Consider the following 15,349-nt stretch of genomic DNA (forward strand, 5'->3'; position numbering starts at 1 on the left):
TGTGTGTTCGAAGGGCGCTTTGGCGGACCCATTTGCCGATATCGAGGGTTTCGCCTATTACGCCTGCCGCGAGTGCGACACCCTTTTCGTCGATCCGGCCGTGCTGGAGGCCATGGACACAGGCGAGTCTCCGCGCGACTACGATCAGACGTACTGGCAGGTCGAGGATCACTCGGCACGCCAGCGTGCGCAGTCGGATGCGTTGGTGCGCGCGGGGCAGGCGATCCTGTACGCGCGCCGCGAGGTCCGGCGCTTCCTCGACGTGGGCGCCGGGCCAGGCTACCTTCTGGACCAGCTGTCGAGCCACTTTCCGGCGCGGCAGGACCTGTTCCATGCGGTCGAGCTCTTTCCCCCGGAAGTGCACAGCGCGCATCCGAACTACCGCGTCGGGAAAACGTCCGACCTCGAAGGCAAGTTCGATGCAGGCGTCTGCGTCGAGGTCGTCGAGCATCTGACACCGAAGATGCTGTCGGAGCTTCTCGAGGGGCTGTCCAAGGTCAGCCAGAAGAACGCGCTGTGGCTGTTCAACACCGGCCTGTCGGACTATGTGCGCAACGAGGATCCCGGCTACCTGGACCCGCGCCGCCGCGGGCATATCATTTCCTACGGCCTGCGCGGCGCGACCGAATTGTTCGCACGCCACGGCTTCAGGGTGTCCGCGCTGCCGGGCATGTCCTTCGCGTTCATCGCGGAGTTCGAGCCCGACTTCGCGCTGGATGACTTCTCCCAGCGCTTCTACGGCCCGTTAGCGGCCAACAAGCTGCTGCTGGAGGAGGCCGGCCTCATCTACCAGGCAGCGTTCGATTCCGGTCGCGCCTATTACTATCGGGCGCAGTCGCACGATCGTGCGCTGTGGGCGACACGGCTCGACCGTGAGCTGTCGCAATGCATGGCGATGGTCCGGAAGGTCGGAGAGCGTTCGCCGGGCATGGTCAAGAAGTTGCTGTCCAGGGTCTTTTGAGGGCCGTGGCCCGCGGGCCCGGTGAGGACGCCTGGTGGAAAATCGATGAGAAGTCAGTCAAGAAAAATGGACATGTTGGAGACGCCGAGAGGGCGATGGGTGAGGTGGCTGTGGACCGGGGTCTTCGTTCTCGGATTCGCTTGCGCGGGATACGGCGCCGCCACGCGGGTCAATTGGCACGAGATCGGACCCCATGCGACGCCGTTCGGCGTCCTGGCCGTCATCCTCCTGCTCGCGAGTTGCTGCTTTTGCCGGTTCCGCGTGCCCCTGGTCGAGATCCATTTCTTCCTGTTTCTCGTGGTGACGTCATGGTTCGTGCCGATCGCGACACTCGGGGCGGCGTTCCTGTTCTTCCTCGCCGCCACTCTGCTGGGCCTGCGCTTCACCCGGGACGTGGGGGTGGGGCGCTTCTTCTGCGCGCTGCTCGTCGGCACCTTCCTGATCGCTGCGAGCGTGGGTTGGCTGCTGCCCTATCGCGTGCACACCGCGCCGGTCTACACCGCCGTGCTGGCGCTGATCCTCTGGCTCAACCGAAAGGAAATGCCCGAGCTGCGCGCGGCCGCGACGCGCTGGCTGCTCGCCCAACGCAAGGGGCCCAGGTTCCCGATGGTCCTGGCCCTGACCGTGTGCTTCGTCTCGTTGACCACCGTCTGGCAACCGACCATCCAGTACGACGAACTGGCCTACCACTCGATGCTCTCGTTCCAGCTGCGCGAGCTGGCGCACTTCAGGTTCGACCTGGCGAGCCAGGTGTGGGGTGCGGCGCCCTGGGGTTCCGACGTGGTCCAGGCCATCATCGGCGTGCTGGCCGACGACGATGGCCGGAATGCGGCCAACATCGCCTGGTTCCTGGTTTCATGCGCCGCCCTGTGGGCCATCGGCGACGTGCTCGGGTTGACCGTCACCAACCGGTGGCTTTCGATCGCCCTGTTCGCCAGCCAGCCCTTCGTCAGCGGACTGCTCGGCACGGCTCAGGCCGAGAACGAGGTCACGGCCGTCACGCTGGGCATGCTGTTTCTGTTGCTGAAGAGCAGGGACCCCGGGGCGCGGGTCTGGTGCTGCTTCCTCCTTCTGTGTGGCCTCATGGCCACCCTGAAGGCCTCGCAGGCGCTGGTCGCGCTGCCCTTCCTGTTGGCGCTTCTTCCGTCGCTGCGGAGGGAATTTCGCGGCCGCTTGGTGATCCTGGCCCTGGTCGTCTGTGGCCTGTTCGCCTCCAGCTACCTCTATGCAGCCTTCCTCACGGGCAATCCCTTCCTGCCGTTGGCGAACGGGGTCTTCAGCTCTCCCTATTTTCCGCTGCGCAACTTCATCGATCCGCGCTGGCTTTCCGAGCTGTCGTGGCGCGCCGTGTGGGATGTGTCCTTCGACACCAATCGGTTCCAGGAAAGCCGTGCCGGCGGCGCCGGCGTGTCGCTGTTCTTCTTGAGTTCCTTCGCGCTGCTTGGCCTGTGCTTTCGGAAGACGAGGGTGCCGATGCTGGTGCTGCTCGTGGCCGGCACGCTGATGTTCGGCCTGGTGCAGTACTTCCGATACATCGCGCCGCTGGTCATCGCGATGATTCCCCTGTGCCTCTTCGTCGGCCAGCAGGTGCTGACCCCTCGGGTCGCCTCGTTGGGGATCGGGCTGCTGGCGGTGACGAACGTGGTGTTGCTGCCCGCCACCAGTCACACCCTGAGGGATGACACGCTCAAGAACCAGCTGTCGTTCGTGCGCAAGTTTCGACCGGACATCCACGAAGGCATCGCCAACGCCTATGCCTTCGAGGTCGAGGCGGCGGCCGTGCTCAAGGCCCGGGCCGGGCCGGCCTACTCGGTGTACCTGGCCGATCCCGAGCGTCCCTACCTCGCGCCTTTTGCTGGCCGGGCATTCACCGGTGTCTGGTACGACCCGACGATGAAGGCGGCGAGCGAAGCTGCCGATGCGGATGCGAGCGGTGCCTCATGGCGCCGTCTTTTTGCGCAGACCGGCATCGACTTCGTGCTCGTGACGCGTTCGCAGACGGTGTCGCCCGCACTGGCCGAAGCCCTGAAGAAGGCGAGCGTGGATTTCGAGACGTCGAAGTACATGCTCTATCGATTCTCCCTGCCGGTGGACGCGGTCAGCCCGGGCGCCCTCTACAAGGCGCGGGACCTGAGCGCCTGGCTGCGATTGCTCTAGATGCGACAACTGGTCTTCTTCCTGCTGTTCGGCGGTCTTCAGGTGGCGCTCGACGCCGGCGTGCTGATGCTGCTGCTGTCCTTCGACGTCAATCCATGGGGCGCCAATGTTCTCTCCCGCTTCACGGCCTTCGTCTTCGGCTTCCTGTTGAACGGCAGCATCACCTTTCGCGGCGCCTCAGGTGAGCGCCGTGTCGGCGGCCGGGCCTTCGTTCGTCTGGCCTTGCTCTGGGTCTTCCTCACGGCCCTGAGTTCCGCGCTGTTGAATCTGCTGATCTACAGTTTTCCCGAGGCGGGAGTCGTTCCGATCAAGCTGGGGATCGAGGCGTTGATGGCCGTCCTGTCATTTTTTATCTCGAGAGCATGGGTGTACGTATGAGAGTTGCTGTGGTGATCCCGTGCTTTCGGGCAGGTGAGCGCGTACTGAAGGTGATCGAGAGAGTCGGTCGCGACGTCGAGTGGATTTTCCTGGTCGACGACGCCTGTCCGGAAAAGACGGGCGAACTGGTCGTCGCGCGCTGCACCGACCCGCGCGTGCGCGTGATCTTCCATGCGGAGAACCAAGGGGTCGGCGGGGCGATGGTTACGGGCTATGCTGCGGCACTCGAGACGGACGCGGACATCGTCGTGAAGATCGATGCGGACGGGCAGATGGCGCCCGAACTGATCCCCGCGCTCTGCCGCCCGATCGTCAAGGGAATTTCGGACTACAGCAAGGGCAACCGCTTCCACATGTCCGGCAGCGTGGACTCCATGCCCGCGTTGAGGCTGTTCGGGAACGTGGTGCTTTCCTTCATGACCAAGCTGTCGAGCGGCTACTGGCAACTGTTCGACCCGACCAACGGATTCACCGCGATCCATGCCCGCGTGCTGGGCGAACTGAATCTCTCGAAGTTGTCGAAAAGGTACTTCTTCGAATCCGACATGCTCTTCCGGCTGAACGGCCTGCGCGCCGTCGTGACCGAGATGCCCATGAAGGCCGTGTACGACGACGAGCCGTCCAGCTTGCGGCCCCTGCAGGTCGTATGGCCCTTCATGAAGGGGAATCTCAGGAACTTCCTCAAGAGGATCGTGCGCCGCTACTTCATCGCCGACTTCTCGATGGCGTCCATCGAACTGGTTCTCTCTATCCCGCTGTTGCTGTTCGGAATGATCTATGGCGGCTACCACTGGATCGAGAACCATGGCTCCGCGCACGCGGCCTCGGCCGGGGTGGTCATGACGGCCGCGCTCCCCATCATCCTGGGCATGCAGCTGCTGCTGTCCTGGCTGAACTACGACGTCACGGGCCAGCCGGTCCACGCGCTGCATCTGCAACTCGGCGAACTGGAAGAGTCCTAAGTGAGCACCGCACGTTGGATCGGGGCTGTCGTTCTGCTGGCGGCGATGGGCGGATGCAAATGGCGCGATCCCCTGCCTTTGTCGCCCAAGCAGTTCGTTTCGGGGCAGGCATTGCTAGATCTGCGCGAGGCGCCCGAAGGGGTCTTGCGCATCGAGCCCGCGCGCTCGGGGTGCGGCGCGGGCGTCTCGCCGGTGCGGGTGTCGGTGGCATGGGATGCCACCAGTCTCGACCGCGGCACGGGCGGCGACGTGCTGCTCGGCGTGATGGATGCGGGCTGGCGCTGGAAGACCTTCGCCAGCGCGAGCGGTGCCACCGGACGCGCCGACACCGGCGAGTGGGTAGTGCCCGGGACCACCTTCTTCCTGGTCGACGGGCGCACGAAACGCGTGCTGGCGCAAGCCGCGTTTCTCAAGGGACTCTGCGAAGGCTGACGAGGCCGCCTCGCGGCAGCGGCCCCGGACGGGTCAGGGGGCGGCCACCAGGCGCCCGTGCTCCAGGCGGACAACCTTGTTGCACTCGCGCGCGATGAGTTCCGGCGAGTGCGAGGCCAACACCAGGATGCCGGATTTCGACACCACGTCCTTCATCCGCTTCTCGGCTTTTTCTGTGAACTCCGCATCGCCCACGGACAGCCATTCGTCCATCAGCAGGATGTCCGCCTGCACGCTGGTCGAGATAGAGAAGGCCAGGCGCATCAGCATGCCGGTGGAGTAGGTCCGCACCGGCATGTTGACGTATTCGCCCAGGCCGCTGAACTCGCAGATCTCGGCCGTCAGGCCCTCGACCTGCTTGCGGCTCATGCCCATGACCAGGCCGCGCAGCATGATGTTCTCGATGCCGCTGGCGTCGGGCTCGATGCCCAGCGAAGGATCGATCAGGCTGGCCACGGTGCCCTGGCGGACGAAGTCGCCGGCCGAGGGCTCGTAGACGCCCGCGAGCGTGCGCAGCAGGGTCGACTTGCCGGCGCCGTTGTGGCCCAGCAGGCCCAGGCGGTCGCCGCTCTTCAGTTCCAGGTTGATGTCGTGCAGGGCCTGCACCACGTTCACGCCGGTTTCCTTGCCGAAGCGGCCACCGGTGACCGAAGCCGCCAGCGTCTTCTTCAGCGACGCGGAGCCCGCGCCGTAGATGGGAAAGCTGACCGAGACGTTTTTGAGGGAGATGAGCGCCATGTTCAGAGCCAGTAGACGACGCGACGACGGTACTTCGCGAAGAGGAGGGTGGCGATCACGAGGCCGCCCGCCGTCCAGCCGAGAATGCCGAGCCAGCTGTGCAGCGTGGCCGTGCCGCCCATCAGGGGGGTGCGCAGCAGGTCGAGCATCTGCGCGAAGGGGTTCCAGAGGATGTACCGGGCGCGTCCCGGCAAGCCTTCGGGCATCCAGAACACGGGGGTGAGGAACATCAGCATCTGCATCAGGCTGGTCACGATCTGCGTCACGTCGCGGAAGCGCGTGCACACCAGCCCCAGCACCAGGCCGATCGCGTGCGCGTTGATCAGCAGCAGCACGAAAGCCGGGATCACGAGCAGCGCCGACCACGACAGCGAGATGCCCGCCCAGAGTGCCACCGGGATGTAGAGCACGACCTGGTGCAGGAACTGGATCAGGTTGCGCGACATGCTGCGCCACACGAAGAGGCTGATCGGGAAGTAGCCCTGCTTCAGGTAGTGGGCCGAGCCGATGAAGGCGTTGCAGCCTTCGGTCACCATCGCCGAGAACAGGCCCCAGAAGATCAGGCCCAGCGTCAGGTGGGGGAAGAACTTGGACAGGTTGGTGCCGAACAGCGAGCTGTAGAGCGGGCCCATGCCGGCGATCATCGCGCCCATGCTGAGCGTCAGCCACAGGGGGCCGAGCATCGAGCGGCGGTAGCGCAGCACGATGTCGAACCAGGCGAGCGTCCACCAGATGTCGGTGCGGCGGGTGCCTTCCCACCAGTCGGCCCAGGCGCTGCGATGCAGGTTGGAGTGCGCCTGGCTCATGGCGCGGTGGACCGATGCGCCCAGGAAGGCGCGATGTCAGAGAGGGGTGTCATTTTTGGGTCGCGCTGGGCGCGTGGGAGACCGGCAGGATGCGCAGTAGGAAATGAATGGAGGGCGTGCTTGGGGCGGACGCGATAGAGAGAGCGCCGATTTTACCGACCCCTGTGTTGCAGGACGTAGCGCCAGAACGCCCCCGAGGTCCAGACCTTCAACAGGCTGGTCACATGCCAGTAAAGGTGCCGGCGGCTGGCATGGCTGGCCCGCTGGGCCTCGTGCCTTGCCAGCAGCTGTTCCGCCACCTGCAGTTTCCAGCCGGCCAGCTGCGCGCGGGCGCAGATGTCGAAATCCTCGCCGTACATGAAGAAGCGTTCGTCGAAGCCGTGGATCTGCGCGTACGTGGCGCTGCGGAACAGCATGAAGAGGCCGGGAATCCAGGCGGGCTGCGACGGGGCCACGTAGCCGGGCCGATTCCGCGTGAGGATCTCCACCGGTGTGATCAGGGCCCGGTGCGCCTCCGGCGCCGATTTGCCCGGTTCCAGGATGCGCGGCGTCAGCAGGCCGCTGTCGGCGCCGGCTTGCAGGATCAGCGGCGCGAGCACGTCGCCGTCGAGGCGGATGTCCGGGTTGAGCACCAGGAACCAGGGCGTGGCGCAGTGCGCGAAGGCTGCGTTGTGGTTGGCGCCGAAGCCCTTGGGCGCGGGGTTCTCGATGCGCTCGACGGGGAAGCCCCAGTCCATGCCTTCCAGCAGGTCGGCTTCGGGGATGTTGAGCGTGAGCACCACTTTCTCGATCGAGGCCGTGCACCAGCGGTCGAGTTGCGCCAGCAGGGGCCGGATCAGGCCCAACTGGCCATGGCTGACGATCGAGACCGTGATGGGCTTGTGCGGGGGGGAGGATGTCGGCATGGTCTAATTTCGCTCGGGAATTCTAGGTCCCGCACACTCCCCACATGATTGCCCTGATCGTTGTCAGTTTCGTCGTCTCCGCGTTCGCCGTGCTGGTGTTCATGCGACGGGCGCGCCGTCACGCGCGCCTCTATGCGGCCGACATGCCTCAACGCTTCCACAAAGGCCATGTGCCGCGCCTGGGCGGCGCAGGCATCTTCCTGGGCACCGGCGTGGCCTGGCTGTTCGCGGGCCTGTTCGGCGACCCCTTCAACGTCGGCTGGCCGCTGGCCGCCGCGGCCTTGATGCTGTTGTGCATCGCGCCCGCGGTACTGGGCGGCATCGTGGAGGACATGACGCAGCGGGTGCCGGTGCGCTACCGCCTGGGCTTGACCCTGGGTTCGGCCTTGCTGCTGTGCTGGCTGCTGGGCCTGGGCGTGTACCGCACCGGCTTTGCCACCGTGGACGGCTGGGTGGCGCTGGTGCCCTGGGGTGCGATGCTGATCGCGGTGCTGGCCATCGGCGGCCTGCCGCATGCCTTCAACATCATCGACGGCTACAACGGGCTCGCGGGCACGGTTGCGGTGCTGGTCTGCCTGGCGGTGTCGCATGTGGCGCTGCAGGTGGGCGACCGGCAACTGGCGGTCATGGTGATCTGCCTGTTCGGCGCCACGCTGGGCTTTCTCATGTGGAACTATCCCAGCGGCCGCATCTTCGCCGGCGACGGCGGGGCCTACGTCTGGGGCATCGTGATCGCGGTGGCCTGCGTGATGCTGGTGCAGCGCCACGCCAATGTCTCGCCATGGTTCCCGATGCTGCTGCTGATCTACCCGGTGTGGGAGACGCTGTTCTCGATCTACCGCAAGCTCGCGCGTGGGCAGTCGCCCGGCACGGCCGATGCGCTGCATTTCCACCAGCTGATCTTCAGGCGCATCGTCCGGGTCGCCTTCTCCGACGACGAGGCGCGGCAGCTCCTGGCGCGCAACAACCGCACCTCGCCCTACCTCTGGATGTTCGCCGCGTTGTCGGTCGTGCCAGCGGTGCTGTTCTGGAACAACACCCTGGTGTTGATGCTGTGCACGCTGCTGTTCGTCGCGACCTACGTGGCGGCCTACCTGATGATCGTGCGCTTCAAGGTTCCACGCTGGTTGAAGCCGTGACCCTCGCGTCGCACTGAGCGCGAAGATGTCCTTGCGCCGCAACGTGGTGTGGAACCTCGCGGGCGCGGGCCTGCCGTTGCTGGCGGGCGCGGTGTTCATTCCCTACCTGTTGCATGCGCTCGGCGTCGAGCGCTTCGGCATCCTCACGCTGGTGTGGGCGCTGGTCGGTTATTTCAGCCTGTTCGACCTGGGCCTGGGGCGGGCGCTCACGCAGCAGGTGGCGCAGCAATTGGCCGCCGATCGACGCACCGAGATTCCCTCGCTGGTGCGCAGCGGGCTCATGCTGGCGTCGGCGACCGGCGCGCTGGGCGGTGTCGTGCTGGCTTTCGCCGCCGAAGCGCTGGCGGCCCATGTGCTGAAGGTGTCCGAGCCGCTGCACGCCGATGTCTTCCATGCGCTGCTGATCGCGGCGGTGGGCGTGCCCCTGACGACCGCGACCGTCGGGCTGCGCGGCGTGCTGGAGGCCTACGAAGATTTTCGCGACGTCAACCTGTTGCGCATGCTTCTCGGCGTGGCCAACTTCGGGCTGCCGGCCCTCAGCGTCCTGCTCTTCGGCCCGTTCCTGGTGCCGATCGTGGCGGCGCTGATCGCGGCGCGCGCCGTGTTCGGCCTGGCGCATTGGGTGCTGGTGCGCAGGAGGCTGGGTGGTGGCTTCCGCGGCGTGCCGATCGAGCGCCGCCACCTGCGGCATCTGATGTCCTTTGGCCTGTGGATGACCGTCTCCAACGTGATCAGCCCGCTGATGGTCACGGCCGACCGCTTCATGATCTCCGGGGTGCTGGGCGCCGCCGTCGTCGCCTACTACACCGTGCCGTCCGAGGTGCTGGCGCGCGTGCTGATCCTGCCCGGCGCGCTCACCGGGGCGCTGTTCCCGCGCCTGGCTTCGCTGATGGCCCGCGACCTCGAGGCGGCCCGGCGCCTTTACCACCGGTGCGTGGGATGGGTGGCGCTGGCATTGCTGCCGCTGTGCGCGCTGATCGCCTGGGGCGCGCATGCGGGCCTGACGCTGTGGCTCGGCGCCGATTTCGCCGACCATTCCGCGCCGGTGGTGTCGATCTTCGCGCTGGGGTTGCTGCTCAATGGCGTGGCCTTCGTGCCCTTCGCCGCGGTGCAGGCGGCCGGCCTGGCGCGGCTGACCGCGCAGCTGCACCTGGTCGAGGCCGCCTTCTACTTTCCCATGCTGCTCGCGGGCCTGTACCAGTTCGGCCTGATCGGCGCGGCCCTGGCCTGGACCGGCCGCGTCGGCGTCGACCTGGTGCTGTTGCTGCTGGTGGCACAACGGCAGGTCTTCGCGCGCGGACTCGCGCCGCCATTGCGGCACAATTTGGCAACCTCCGAAACGGAACGCTCATGACCGACCCCGTCCTCAACATCCCCCCCCGCGACAAGGCCGAGATCCTGGCCCAGGCGCTGCCCTACATCCGCAAGTTCCACGGCAAGACCATCGTCATCAAGTACGGCGGCAATGCCATGACCGATCCGGCCCTGCAGGCCGACTTCGCCGAGGACGTGGTGCTGCTCAAGCTGGTCGGCATGAACCCGGTGGTGGTGCACGGCGGCGGGCCGCAGATCGAGGCTGCGCTCAACCGGCTCGGCAAGAAGGGCCATTTCATCCAGGGCATGCGGGTCACCGACTCCGAGACCATGGAGGTCGTCGAATGGGTGCTGGCCGGCGAGGTGCAGCAGGACATCGTGGGCCTGATCAACCAGGCCGGCGGCAAGGCCGTGGGCCTGACCGGCCGCGACGGCGGCTTGATCCGCGCCCAGAAGCTCAAGCTGGCCGATCGCAGCGACCCGACGGTGCAGCACGACGTCGGCCAGGTGGGCGACATCGTCTCGATCGACCCCAGCGTGGTGAAGGCACTGCAGGACGATGCCTTCATCCCGGTCATCAGCCCGATCGGCTTCGGCGAGGAGAACGAGAGCTACAACATCAACGCCGACGTGGTGGCCGGCAAGCTGGCCACGGTGCTCAAGGCCGAGAAGCTGATGCTGCTGACCAACACGCCGGGCGTGCTCGACAAGGCCGGCAACCTGCTGACCAACCTGAGCGCGCGCGAGATCGACGAACTGTTCGCCGACGGCACCATCTCCGGCGGCATGCTGCCGAAGATCGAGGGCGCGCTCGATGCCGCCAAAAGCGGCGTGAACGCGGTGCACATCATCGACGGCCGCGTGCCGCACGCGATGCTGCTGGAGATCCTGACCGATCAGGCCTACGGCACGATGATCAGAGCAAGGTAGGCTCTCCCCCGAAGGCTCGCGCACTGCGTGTCGCTTCGCCTTCCCCCTTCCGGGGGCGACACCCGCGGCCCGGCAAAGCCGGTTCCGCGGTGTCTCACGCTCAAAACATTCAGGGCGCGTAGCCGCGGGGGTTGGCCTGCTGCCAGCGCCAGCTGTCGGCGCACATCGCGTCGAGCCCGCGCCGGGCGCGCCAGCCCAGCGTGGCCTGGGCGAGGGCCGGATCGCCCCAGTAGGCCGGCACGTCGCCCGGGCGGCGGGGGCCGACCTCGCAGGCGATCGTCCGTCCGCTGGCGCGTTCGAAGGCCTTGACGACTTCCAGCACCGATGCGCCGGTGCCCGTGCCCAGGTTGAGCGTGACCAGTCCGGGCGCTGCTTCGGCATGGCGCAGCGCTGCCACATGGCCTTCGGCCAGGTCCATCACGTGCACATAGTCGCGCACGCCCGTGCCGTCGGGCGTGGGGTAGTCGCCGCCGTGCACCGACAGCTTGTCGCGCAGGCCCACCGCCACCTGGCAGACGAAGGGCATGAGGTTGTTGGGCTTGCCCTGCGGGTGCTCGCCGATCAGCCCGCTCTCGTGCGCGCCGACCGGGTTGAAATAGCGCAGCAATGCGATGCGCCACTCGGGCTGGGCCAGTTGCAGGTCGATCAGCGCCTCCTCGACCATGCGCTTGGAGCGGCCATAGGGATTGGCCGGCCGGCAGGGCGCCCCTTCGGGGATGGGGGAGCTGTCGGGCTCGCCATAGACCGTGGCGGACGATGAGAAGATCAGCGTGCGGACGCCGGCCGCCTGCATCGCGGACGCGAGCACCCAGGTGCCGTGGACGTTGTTGTCGTAGTAGCCGATCGGGTCGGCCACCGAATCGCCCACGGCCTTGAGGCCGGCGAAGTGGATCACGCCCGCGATCTCGTGCGTACGGAACACCTGGTCGAGCAAGGCGCGATCACGCACATCGCCTTCGATGAAGGCCGGCGTGGTGCCGGTGATGCGCGCCAGCCGTTCGAGCACCCGCACGTCGCTGTTGCCGAGGTTGTCCAGAATCACCGGCATGTAGCCGGCCTCGATCAAGGCCACGCAGGTATGGCTCCCGATGAAGCCTGCACCGCCGGTCACCAGGATGTTCTTCTGCATTGCTTGTTCATCCCATGAAGGTCAAAGCGGGTATTCTGCGCGACGCGCGGAGGGCTTCCGTCGAGGCGCGCAGTTGGCACGCACTCACCGCCCTGTGAGAGAATCATTTTTTTACATTTGCGCGCGCCGCCCATGCAAAACGAAGAGACCAGCGCCCCGTCCCGCGACTCTGCCCCGTTGTCCGAGGCTCAGCCGTCTGTTCGCAAGCGGCCGAAGCCCGGCGAGCGTCGCGTGCAGATCCTGCAGACCCTGGCCGCGATGCTGGAGCGACCCGGCGCCGAGCGGGTGACGACGGCCGCACTGGCCGCGCAGCTCGAGGTCAGCGAGGCCGCGCTCTACCGGCACTTCGCCAGCAAGGCGCAGATGTTCGAGGGCCTGATCGATTTCATCGAGCAGAGCGTGTTCACGCTGGTCAACCAGATCGCCGAACGCGACGGCGCGGGCCGCGAGCGGGCCGCGCGCATCGTGACGATGGTGGTGCAGTTCGCCGAGAAGAATCCCGGCATGACGCGGGTCATGGTGGGCGATGCGCTGGTCTACGAGAACGAGCGCCTGCAGAGCCGCATGAACCAGTTCTTCGACAAGATCGAGGCCACCTTGCGCCAGGTGCTGCGCGACGTCGCGGTGGCCGACGGCTCCGCGATGCCCACGGTCGATGCGCAGGTGCGCGCGGGTGCGCTCACCGCCTTCGTCGTGGGGCGGCTGCAGCGCTTCGTGCGCTCGGGCTTCCGCCGCCTGCCTTCGGAGCACCTGGACGCCGCCGTCCAACTGATGCTCTGAAGAAGGAACGCGGCGTCGGCCGTGTTCAGCCCTGCAGCTGCTTGAGCGCCTGCGCCACGCCGGCGCCGTAGGCCGGGTCGGCCTTGCTGCAGTTGTCGATGTGGCGCTGCTTGATGAAGTCCGGCGCATCGCCCATGGCGCGCGCGGTGTTCTCGAACAGCACCTGCTGCTGGGCCGGGCTCATCAGGCGGAACAGGTCGCCCGGCTGCTTGTAGTAGTCGGCATCGTCCTCGCGGAAATTCCAGAAGTCGGCGTCGCCCTTGATTTTCAGCGGCGGCTCGCGGTAGTCGGGCTGTTCCTGCCAGTGGCCGAAGCTGTTGGGCTCGTAGTGCGGCGTTCCGCCGTAGTTGCCGTCGACGCGCATCGCGCCGTCGCGGTGATTGCTGTGCACCGGGCAGCGCGCGGCGTTCACCGGGATCTGGTGGTGGTTCACGCCCAGGCGGTAGCGCTGCGCGTCCGAGTAGGCGAACAGCCGCGCCTGCAGCATCTTGTCGGGCGACACGCTGATGCCGGGCACCAGGTTGTTGGGCGCGAAGGCGCTCTGCTCGACGTCGGCGAAGAAGTTCTCCGAGTTCTTGTTCAACTCGATCACGCCCACCTCGATCAGCGGGTAATCCTTCTTGGGCCAGACCTTGGTCAGGTCGAAGGGGTGGTAGGGCACGGTGTCGGCATCGGCCTCGGGCATGACCTGCACGAACACGGTCCACTTCGGGAAGTCCTTGCGCTCGATCGCGTCGAACAGGTCGCGCTGGTGGCTCTCGCGGTCGGAGCCCACGAGCGCGGCCGCTTCGGCGTCCGTCAGGTTCTGGATGCCCTGCTGCGTCTTCATGTGGAACTTGACCCAGAAGCGCTCGTTGTTGGCACTGATGAAGCTGTAGGTGTGCGAGCCGAAGCCGTGCATGTGGCGGTAGCTGGACGGGATGCCGCGGTCGCTCATCACGATCGTGACCTGGTGCAGCGCCTCGGGCAGGCTGGTCCAGAAGTCCCAGTTGTTGGTGGCGCTGCGCATGTTCGTGCGCGGGTCGCGCTTGACCGCCTTGTTGAGGTCGGGGAACTTGCGCGGATCGCGCAGGAAGAACACCGGCGTGTTGTTGCCGACCAGGTCCCAGTTGCCTTCCTCGGTATAGAACTTGAGCGCGAAGCCGCGGATGTCGCGCTCGGCATCGGCCGCGCCGCGCTCGCCGGCCACCGTGGTGAAGCGGGCGAACATCTCGGTCTTCTTGCCGACCGCGCTGAACAGCTTGGCGCGCGTGTAGCGCGTGATGTCGTGCGTGACGGTGAAGGTGCCGAAGGCGCCCGAGCCCTTGGCGTGCATGCGGCGTTCGGGAATCACCTCGCGGTTGAGGTTGGCCAGCTTCTCGAACAGCCAGACGTCCTGCGACAGGAGCGGGCCGCGCGGGCCGGCGGTCAGGCTGTTCTGGTTGTCAACGACGGGGGCGCCGAAGGCGGTGGTGAGTTTGGACATCGGTGGAGCTTCCTTTCAAAAATAGCAACGGGCTATCGACTGCCTGTCCATTGTGGTTCGGTGCTATCCACCGCGCAATGCAAAGCCCATAGGAATTTCCGAAGCGCTTCATAGACACGCAAGTGCATGCCGCACGACGCCGACATCAAGCCGTCACGGAAACGCCCAGCTTCGCGCCCGCCGCCACGATCTCGCCCCAAGTTGCGTCGTCGACCACCACGCCGTCGCGCTCACGCGCCAGACGTGCCGCGCGTTCGGGCTCGCCCGCGATCTGCACGTGGTCGAAGCCCGCGCCTGGCGGGCTCTGGCGCAGCCAGTCGACGAAGCCCTGCGCCTCCTGCGCGAAGCTGGCCTGCGTGCCCAGTTTGGCGGGGTCGATCAGCACCGTCAGCATGCCATTGAAGACCGAGCGCGCGGTGTCCGCGGGCCGGTGCCAGGTGCCGCCGCCGCTGAGCGCACCGCCCAGCAGTTCGCAGGCCACGGCCATGCCATAGCCCTTGTGCTCGCCGAAGGTCATGAGCGCGCCGAACAAACCCGGCCCGCCCGCGGGCCCTCCGCTGCCTGCTTGCGGCACCACCACCACGCCCGGATCGTCGGTGGGCCGGCCCTGTTCGTCGATCAGGTAGCCAGGCGGGATGCGCTCGCCCTTGTTGTGGGCCACGCGCATCTTGCCCTGCGCCACGCGGCTGGTCGCGAAGTCGAGGATGAAGGGCGCGGCACCGGCCAGCGGCACGCCGATGCAGCAGGGGTTGGTGCCGAAGCGCCCGTCGCCGCCGCCCCAGGGCGCGACCACGGGCCGCGACAGCACGTTGACGAAGTGCATCGCCACCAGGCCCTGCGCCGTCGCCATCTCCGCGAAATGCCCGATGCGGCCCAGGTGGTGCGCATGCGCGAGCGTGAAGATGCAGCTGCCGTGCTGCTTCGCGCGCGCAATGCCCATCTCCATCGCCTGCACGCCCACCACCTGCCCGTAGCCGCCCTGGCCGTCGAGCGCCAGCAGCGTGCCGATGTCGGCGGTGACCGCGACGGACGTGTTGGGCTTCAACCCGCCTTCGGCCACCGCATCGACATAGCGCGGCACCATGCCGATGCCATGCGAGTCATGGCCGCTGAGGTTGGCGAGCACGAGGTTGGCCGCGACCTGTTCGGCCTCGGCGGGGGCGCTGCCGGCGGCGGCGAGCACCTGGGCCACCTGTTGGCGAAGGAGGGCGGCGGAAACGGTTCTGGACATTCGAAAGCTCCTGGGTGTTTGG

15 protein-coding genes are annotated in these 15,349 nt (G+C 66.8%); 9 read left to right on the plus strand and 6 right to left on the minus strand.

Going from position 1 to position 15,349, the window contains the following annotated elements; all coding sequences use genetic code 11:
• Window positions 1-19 precede the first annotated feature (19 nt).
• The 5 genes from A9977_RS03380 (at window position 20) to A9977_RS03400 (ending at window position 4,890) form a co-directional block, all read left to right on the plus strand.
• Window positions 20-961, plus strand: a complete 942-nt coding sequence (locus tag A9977_RS03380) for a methyltransferase domain-containing protein (protein WP_183023470.1) — start codon at window positions 20-22, stop codon at window positions 959-961.
• Between the two features lie 72 nt (window positions 962-1,033).
• A complete protein-coding gene (locus A9977_RS03385) occupies window positions 1,034-3,118 on the plus strand; it encodes a hypothetical protein (protein ID WP_183023471.1) in 2,085 nt (694 codons plus the stop codon).
• Window positions 3,119-3,496, plus strand: coding sequence for a GtrA family protein (locus tag A9977_RS03390; RefSeq protein WP_183023472.1), 378 nt, complete (start codon window positions 3,119-3,121; stop codon window positions 3,494-3,496).
• Window positions 3,481-4,458 (plus strand): glycosyltransferase family 2 protein, encoded by a 978-nt coding sequence (locus A9977_RS03395; RefSeq protein WP_183023473.1) that lies wholly within the window; start codon window positions 3,481-3,483, stop codon window positions 4,456-4,458. Before A9977_RS03390 ends, A9977_RS03395 begins: the two co-directional genes overlap by 16 nt.
• A complete protein-coding gene (locus A9977_RS03400; RefSeq protein ID WP_183023474.1) occupies window positions 4,459-4,890 on the plus strand; it encodes a hypothetical protein in 432 nt (143 codons plus the stop codon).
• 33 nt (window positions 4,891-4,923) lie between these two features.
• Here the strand turns inward: A9977_RS03400 and A9977_RS03405 are convergent, their stop codons facing one another.
• The 3 genes from A9977_RS03405 to A9977_RS03415 all read right to left on the minus strand — a co-directional run bounded on the left by A9977_RS03405 (window position 4,924) and on the right by A9977_RS03415 (window position 7,339).
• Window positions 4,924-5,628 carry an ABC transporter ATP-binding protein gene (locus A9977_RS03405; RefSeq protein WP_183023475.1) on the minus strand — a complete coding sequence of 235 codons (705 nt, stop codon included), beginning with the start codon at window positions 5,626-5,628 and terminating at the stop codon, window positions 4,924-4,926.
• 2 nt (window positions 5,629-5,630) lie between these two features.
• Entirely contained in the window at window positions 5,631-6,434 is an 804-nt protein-coding gene (locus A9977_RS03410) for an ABC transporter permease (protein WP_183023476.1), read from the minus strand.
• Window positions 6,435-6,586: 152 nt separating this feature from the next.
• On the minus strand, window positions 6,587-7,339 hold the full coding sequence (locus A9977_RS03415; protein ID WP_183023477.1) for a glycosyltransferase family 2 protein: 753 nt from the start codon (window positions 7,337-7,339) through the stop codon (window positions 6,587-6,589).
• Between the two features lie 44 nt (window positions 7,340-7,383).
• On the opposite strand from A9977_RS03415, the gene A9977_RS03420 reads away from it, so the two are divergent.
• Genes A9977_RS03420 through argB form a run of 3 tightly spaced genes read left to right on the plus strand, consistent with a single transcriptional unit; the run spans window position 7,384 to window position 10,722 of the window.
• Window positions 7,384-8,478, plus strand: coding sequence for a glycosyltransferase family 4 protein (locus A9977_RS03420; protein WP_183023478.1), 1,095 nt, complete (start codon window positions 7,384-7,386; stop codon window positions 8,476-8,478).
• 25 nt (window positions 8,479-8,503) lie between these two features.
• A complete protein-coding gene (locus A9977_RS03425; RefSeq protein ID WP_183023479.1) occupies window positions 8,504-9,832 on the plus strand; it encodes a flippase in 1,329 nt (442 codons plus the stop codon).
• Window positions 9,829-10,722: an acetylglutamate kinase gene (argB, locus tag A9977_RS03430; protein ID WP_183023480.1), complete on the plus strand. Its 894-nt coding sequence runs from the start codon at window positions 9,829-9,831 to the stop codon at window positions 10,720-10,722. The genes A9977_RS03425 and argB overlap by 4 nt, the downstream gene beginning before the upstream one ends.
• Before the next feature lie 109 nt (window positions 10,723-10,831).
• Here argB and galE read toward each other — a convergent pair whose 3' ends face one another.
• The gene (galE, locus tag A9977_RS03435) at window positions 10,832-11,851 is read right to left on the minus strand and encodes a UDP-glucose 4-epimerase GalE (protein ID WP_183023481.1); all 1,020 of its coding nucleotides are present in this window, start codon (window positions 11,849-11,851) and stop codon (window positions 10,832-10,834) included.
• Window positions 11,852-11,983: 132 nt separating this feature from the next.
• Between galE and slmA the strand changes: the two genes are divergently transcribed.
• Entirely contained in the window at window positions 11,984-12,631 is a 648-nt protein-coding gene (gene slmA / locus A9977_RS03440; RefSeq protein ID WP_183023482.1) for a nucleoid occlusion factor SlmA, read from the plus strand.
• Window positions 12,632-12,656: 25 nt separating this feature from the next.
• Here slmA and A9977_RS03445 read toward each other — a convergent pair whose 3' ends face one another.
• Together A9977_RS03445 and A9977_RS03450 are read right to left on the minus strand one after the other, a co-directional pair.
• Window positions 12,657-14,096, minus strand: a complete 1,440-nt coding sequence (locus A9977_RS03445; protein ID WP_183023483.1) for a catalase — start codon at window positions 14,094-14,096, stop codon at window positions 12,657-12,659.
• A gap of 145 nt (window positions 14,097-14,241) precedes the next feature.
• Window positions 14,242-15,327 carry a malate/lactate/ureidoglycolate dehydrogenase gene (locus A9977_RS03450; protein ID WP_183023484.1) on the minus strand — a complete coding sequence of 362 codons (1,086 nt, stop codon included), beginning with the start codon at window positions 15,325-15,327 and terminating at the stop codon, window positions 14,242-14,244.
• Window positions 15,328-15,349 lie beyond the last annotated feature (22 nt).

The sequence above is a fragment of the Variovorax sp. UMC13 genome (assembly GCF_014170375.1).
Lineage (GTDB): Bacteria > Pseudomonadota > Gammaproteobacteria > Burkholderiales > Burkholderiaceae_C > Variovorax.

Bases quoted from the DNA above. Each gene is read 5' to 3' on its own strand.
- A9977_RS03445 (WP_183023483.1), bottom strand. From the start codon at position 14,096: ATGTCCAAACTCACCACCGCCTTCGGCGCCCCCGTCGTTGACAACCAG.
- A9977_RS03390 (WP_183023472.1), top strand. From the start codon at position 3,119: ATGCGACAACTGGTCTTCTTCCTGCTGTTCGGCGGTCTTCAGGTGGCG.
- A9977_RS03395 (WP_183023473.1), top strand. From the start codon at position 3,481: ATGGGTGTACGTATGAGAGTTGCTGTGGTGATCCCGTGCTTTCGGGCA.
- A9977_RS03415 (WP_183023477.1), bottom strand. From the start codon at position 7,339: ATGCCGACATCCTCCCCCCCGCACAAGCCCATCACGGTCTCGATCGTC.
- A9977_RS03385 (WP_183023471.1), top strand. From the start codon at position 1,034: ATGTTGGAGACGCCGAGAGGGCGATGGGTGAGGTGGCTGTGGACCGGG.
- slmA (WP_183023482.1), top strand. From the start codon at position 11,984: ATGCAAAACGAAGAGACCAGCGCCCCGTCCCGCGACTCTGCCCCGTTG.
- A9977_RS03450 (WP_183023484.1), bottom strand. From the start codon at position 15,327: ATGTCCAGAACCGTTTCCGCCGCCCTCCTTCGCCAACAGGTGGCCCAG.
- galE (WP_183023481.1), bottom strand. From the start codon at position 11,851: ATGCAGAAGAACATCCTGGTGACCGGCGGTGCAGGCTTCATCGGGAGC.
- argB (WP_183023480.1), top strand. From the start codon at position 9,829: ATGACCGACCCCGTCCTCAACATCCCCCCCCGCGACAAGGCCGAGATC.
- A9977_RS03420 (WP_183023478.1), top strand. From the start codon at position 7,384: ATGATTGCCCTGATCGTTGTCAGTTTCGTCGTCTCCGCGTTCGCCGTG.
- A9977_RS03410 (WP_183023476.1), bottom strand. From the start codon at position 6,434: ATGAGCCAGGCGCACTCCAACCTGCATCGCAGCGCCTGGGCCGACTGG.
- A9977_RS03405 (WP_183023475.1), bottom strand. From the start codon at position 5,628: ATGGCGCTCATCTCCCTCAAAAACGTCTCGGTCAGCTTTCCCATCTAC.
- A9977_RS03425 (WP_183023479.1), top strand. From the start codon at position 8,504: ATGTCCTTGCGCCGCAACGTGGTGTGGAACCTCGCGGGCGCGGGCCTG.